The 5,171-nt window shown below is 69.1% G+C and carries 4 protein-coding genes and 1 pseudogene; 3 read left to right on the top strand and 2 right to left on the bottom strand.

The features are described from left to right. Window positions 1-214, bottom strand: a pseudogene (locus tag ACLN58_RS17450) (hypothetical protein); the annotation flags it as partial. Window positions 215-454: 240 nt separating this feature from the next. On the opposite strand from ACLN58_RS17450, the gene ACLN58_RS17445 reads away from it, so the two are divergent. Then, window positions 455-985, top strand: coding sequence for a hypothetical protein (locus tag ACLN58_RS17445; protein WP_415856515.1), 531 nt, complete (start codon window positions 455-457; stop codon window positions 983-985). Here ACLN58_RS17445 and ACLN58_RS17440 read toward each other — a convergent pair. Beyond that, the gene (locus ACLN58_RS17440; protein ID WP_415856514.1) at window positions 975-1,916 is read right to left on the bottom strand and encodes a rhodanese-related sulfurtransferase; all 942 of its coding nucleotides are present in this window, start codon (window positions 1,914-1,916) and stop codon (window positions 975-977) included. The genes ACLN58_RS17445 and ACLN58_RS17440 overlap by 11 nt on opposite strands. 116 nt (window positions 1,917-2,032) lie before the next feature. Here ACLN58_RS17440 and ACLN58_RS17435 point away from each other — a divergent pair, with 116 nt between their 5' ends. Then, window positions 2,033-2,719 (top strand): GNAT family N-acetyltransferase, encoded by a 687-nt coding sequence (locus ACLN58_RS17435; RefSeq protein WP_415856513.1) that lies wholly within the window; start codon window positions 2,033-2,035, stop codon window positions 2,717-2,719. Window positions 2,720-2,794: 75 nt separating this feature from the next. Then, window positions 2,795-5,155: a DEAD/DEAH box helicase gene (locus ACLN58_RS17430; RefSeq protein ID WP_415856512.1), complete on the top strand. Its 2,361-nt coding sequence runs from the start codon at window positions 2,795-2,797 to the stop codon at window positions 5,153-5,155. Window positions 5,156-5,171: the final 16 nt, after the last annotated feature.

Here is a 5,171-nt window from a genome sequence, read left to right as displayed (position 1 = left end):
GCTCGGTCGCGACGAGCGCGGGCACTATCTGGTCCCTCGACAGCGCTGCGTGGGCCGCATCGCCGAGGAGCTCAGCGACGCCGTCGACCGTGTATCCGAGGGCGCGCAGATCCTCCGCGAGCGCCCGAAGGAGGCCCAGATCGTCGGAGCGCGGCGCGTCCGCGATGCCGGCGGTCGAATCGAGGCCGTCGATCACGGGGTCTCCTTCAAGCAAAGGGGTCTCCTTCAGTGAACCGTGGGTGTGCCTCCACGCTATCGCGCGAACCGGCCACCGAGCCTCGCGGAGATCGCTATGTGGATAACCTCCGTGCTTGCTCGATCCGGATACCGCGGCTAACACTCACCGCGCGCCGCTTCGCGTCTGGCGCGCCATTCCCCTCCGGCGGATGATCAGAAGTGGGGCTCGAGGAGGTGGAGCATGCCGCGCCGGCGGCCGCGTCCGAAGTCCCGATCCATGGGGTCGGGAATCGCCTTGGTTTGCGCCGCGCTGCTCGCCGCGGCCCCCCTGCTCGCCTCGTGCGCCTACACGTACGACGACGGCCTGCCGCCCCTCGGCGAGCGCTCGCCGTCGTCTGCTCAGCCCACTCCGCGGTACCCGCCGCAGCCGCCTCCGACGGTGGCGACGGAGCCGCCACCGCAGGAATGGACGCCCGAGATGATGTCCTCGTGGGCCCTTCAGACGCTTCCGGATTCGAATGGAGTCTCGTACGCCTTCGGTTACGGGCTGGTGGTCCCGGAGCAGCCAATATTGGCGAGCGCGGTCGTTCCGAGCGGGACCCTCTTCGTCGTCTACACCTGCCGCGGGACCCTGACGGCGCACTTGAGCCTGACGATCGCCGGAACTGCTCTCGTGGACACGGACTACGCGTGCGGCACGCAGTGGACTCGCGCGTTCGTGGTCGTGGCCGACTCGGTGGCCGAGGTGCAGGTTTCTGCGACGGGGAGGTTCCCTTCGGCCTACGCGTTCAGGATTGTCAGGCGTTGAGCGCGCCGATGGCCGCCTCTTCGGCAGTCGGCTCCGCCGCCTCGGCGCACCCGCCCGGGCAGCGCAGCTCCTCGGGCCCCGCAGCGCACGCGGCGCAGAACAGGGTCAGTTCGCGGCACGCCGGGTTGGCGCAATTGTGGAAGTCGCTCGTAGGGCTCTCGCAGCGCGCACACCGGCCCAAGGTGGCCGAGCCGTCGCTGAATTCGAGGCGCATGCGCCGATCGAAGACGTACAGCGAACCCTCCCACAGGCCCTCGTCGCGGAACGTCTCGCCGTAGCGAACGATCCCGCCGTCGAGCTGATAGACCTCCTCGAACCCACGGCTGCGCATGAGCGCGGACAGCACCTCGCAGCGCACCCCGCCCGTGCAGTACGTGACCACGGCCTTGCCCTTGAGCTCGTCGTAGGCGCCGGAGTCGAGCTCGCGCACGAAGTCGCGAGTTGTGTCGACGTCGGGCACGATCGCCCCCTTGAATCTGCCGATCTGCGCCTCGAACGCATTCCTGCCGTCGAAGAAGACCACGTCGCGGCCCTCCGCTCTCCGCGCGTCGACGAGTTCATGAAGCTCGTGCGGGCTCAGGTGCGTCCCGCCGCCCACCACGCCGTCGCCGTCGACCGTGAGCTGCTCGGGCGCGCCGAAGGAAACGAGCTCGGGGCGCACCTTGACGCTCAGGCGCGGGAAGTCCTCGGCTCCGCCGTCCGACCACTTGACGTCGATCCCGGCAAACCCGGGGTACTCCTTCGTGGTGCGGACGTAGCGCTTCACGGCGTCGAGCTCGCCGCCCACGGTCGCGTTGATCCCGTGCTCGGAAACGATGATGCGCCCGCGCAATCCGAGGCCCTCGCAGAGCGCGCGCTGCCACATCCGGACGGCCTCCGGATCGGCCAGCGGAGTGAAGCAGTAGAAGAGGACGATTCGGTGCAGAGCCACGTGTTCTAGGGTACCGAGAGGCCGCCTGCGAACGTTCGTGGCGGCCGGGTTGCCATGGGATGACAGTTCCGTCACAAGGGTTATCAGAAACCCCGGGTACCGGTATGGTCATGGCTATGGCAGAGGCAGAGCTCAAAGAACTTTTGGCCACGTGGGTGGAGGGCTGGGCCTCGTCGCGCCACTACCCGACTCAGCGGGTCGGCGGCTTTCCCGCGGCCCAGCTGACCGACCGGACGAGCGACTGGGTGGCCTTTGCTGCCGATCCCAGCGACGACGACTTCGCGCGCCTCGCCGAATTCACCGCGGCCAGCGCAGCGCGCATCCTGACGATCCTCACGGACGACCACTTGCGGTTCCGGAGTCTCGCCGAGCAGCACGGACTCGATGTGCTCGGCGCGGACCAAGAGCTCATGATCATGGACTTCGAGGGCAAGGACGTCGAGGCGCCCTGGCTCAACGACGACGAGCTCAAGCTCACCACTGATATCGAGGAGCGCTCCGCCACGGTCACCGTGGCTACGGACGACGGCGACCTGGCCGCGAGCGGTCACGTCGCCGTGGCGGATGGGTTCGCGGTGTTCGACCGGATCGCGACCGAGCCGGACTTCCGGCGCCGGGGCCTCGGCTCGTTTGTGATGCGTGCGCTCACGGCGGCCGTGAGCGAGCACGGCGCCGACCAGGGGCTGCTCATCGCGTCGATTGACGGGCAGCACCTGTACCACCACCTCGGGTGGAGCGACGTTTCGGGCGTTCTCATGCTCAAGAACCCGAGCAACCCGGACGGCCCGTCGCTCAGCGACTGAGCTGGCCGCGCGCGGGCTCGCGCGCTCGTTCCCTCCGCCGCGCTGGCGGATTGCTCTAACTGGCAGAATGCTTGAGTGGCGCAGCACGATTCCCTCATTCCTCTCCTTGGGCGCAGCCCACAGCCTGAGCAGCTCCGCCACGTCCGCCTCATCCCGGCGCGCAGCGCCCGCACCACGCCGTGGCCAGCGTGGGTGCACGCCGACCTCGTCGCCGCGTTCGAACGGTTAGGGGTTCGCCAGCCGTACACGCATCAGGCCGAGGCCGCATCGCTCGCGCACGACGGACGTCACGTCGTCATCGCGACGGGCACGGCCTCCGGCAAATCGCTCGCGTATCAGCTCCCGGCGCTGGACGCCGTCCACCGATCCGAATTACGCGTGCTCGACGAGCCCGGACGGATCCATGACGACGGCGCGGTGGTGCTCTACCTCTCCCCCACAAAGGCGCTCGCGGCCGACCAGCTCTCGGCGATCCGGGCGCTCGGCCTCAAGACCGTGCGTGCCGAGACCTACGACGGCGACACCGACCCGGCCGCGCGGCGCTGGATCCGGGACCACGCGAACGTCATCCTCGCGAACCCGGACATGCTGCATTTCGGCATCCTGCCCAACCACGCGTGGTGGTCCTCGTTCTTCCGGCGCCTTCGCTACGTGGTGATCGACGAGGCGCACAGCTACCGGGGCGTGTTCGGCTCCCACGTGGCGAATCTGCTGAGGCGGCTGCGGCGCGTGTGCGCGTACTACGGCGCGGAGCCGGTCTTCATTGCGGCGTCCGCGACGACCGCCGAACCCGAGACGTCCGTCGCGCGGCTCATCGGGGCCCCTGTTGCTGCGGTGACCGACGACGGCTCCCCGCACGGCGCCACGGAGGTTGCCTTCTGGGAGCCGTCGCTCACCGAGGCTCGCGGCGAGAACGGCGCGCCGCAGCGGAGGACCGCCGTCGCCGAGGCCTCCGACCTCCTGGCCAATCTCGTGGCGGCCCACGTGCGGACGATCGCGTTCATCAAGTCGCGTCGCGGGGCCGAGGCGATCTCCTCGATTGCCCAGCGCCATCTCGACGAGGTGGATCCGAGCCTCCAGAGCCGCGTCGCCGCGTATCGATCCGGATACCTTCCGGAGGAGCGCCGCGAACTCGAGCGGCGGCTCAGAACGGGCGAGCTGCTCGGCGTGGCGAGCACGTCGGCGCTCGAGCTCGGCATCGATGTCTCTGGCCTCGATGCCGTTCTCGTCGCCGGCTGGCCGGGGACCCGCGCGTCGTTGTTCCAGCAGATCGGGCGGGCCGGGCGCGCGGGGCAAGACGCGCTCGCCGCGTTCGTCGCGAGCGACGATCCGCTCGACACCTACCTCGTGAATCACCCCGAGGCGATCTTTGACGTGCCCGTCGAGGCGACCGTCTTCGATCCGTCGAACCCCTACGTCTTGGGGCCTCACCTGTGCGCGGCCGCGGCGGAGAAGCCGATCACACAGGCCGATCTCGCGCTTTTCGGCCCCGCAGCGGAGGGGATCCTTGGGCAGCTCGAACGCCAAGGGCTCCTGCGCAAACGGCCGTCCGGATGGTACTGGACGCACCCCGAGAGCGCGGCCGGGATGGTGAGCCTGAGGTCCGATGGCGGCGGACCCGTGCAGATCATCGAGTCCGAGACGGGGCAAGTGCTCGGGTCGATGGATTCCCCCCAGACCCACTACCAAGCACACGCGGGCGCGATCTACGTGCACCAGGGCGCAAGCTATCTGGTCGAGGAGCTCAACGAGGCTGAGCACACCGTGGTGGTCAGGAGGGTCAACCCCGACTACTACACGACGGCGCGCGACATCACCCAGATCGAGGTCCTCGCCGAGCAGCGCGCCGAGACGTGGGGGCCCGTGGGCGTCCACTTCGGCGAGGTCAAGGTGACGACCCAAGTGGTCTCCTTCCAGCGCAAGGCGCTCATCTCTAACGAGGTGCTCGGCGAGGAGCCGCTCGATCTCGGGGCCCGGGACCTGTTCACCAAATCGGTGTGGTTCACGATGGATGTGCGCACCCTCTTCGCGGCGGGTCTCATCGAGGCCCAGTTCCCCGGCGCCTTGCATGCGGCCGAGCATGCGGCCATCGGGCTGCTGCCGCTCGTTGCGTCGAGCGACCGGTGGGACGTCGGCGGCGTCTCCACGGCGCTCCACGCGGACACCGAGGAGCCGACGATCTTCGTGTACGACGGCCATCCCGGAGGAGCTGGCTTCGCCGAGCGAGGCTTCGAGCGCGCGCGGGAATGGCTCTCGGCAACCAGGGCGGCGATCGAGGCGTGCGAGTGTCCGTCCGGCTGCCCCTCGTGCGTGCAGAGCCCCAAATGCGGCAACAAGAACAACCCGCTCGACAAGGCCTCCGCAGTTCTCCTGCTCGGAGCGCTCCTCAAGGAGGCCGACCGGGCGAAAGTGGCGCCCGGAACGGCACCTTGGTGACCCGCTGATCCCTCGG

Origin of the sequence: Sinomonas sp. G460-2 (assembly GCF_047759905.1) — a bacterium.
In the GTDB taxonomy this organism is placed as follows: domain Bacteria; phylum Actinomycetota; class Actinomycetes; order Actinomycetales; family Micrococcaceae; genus Sinomonas.
This window is presented reverse-complemented; position numbering and strand designations above follow the sequence as displayed.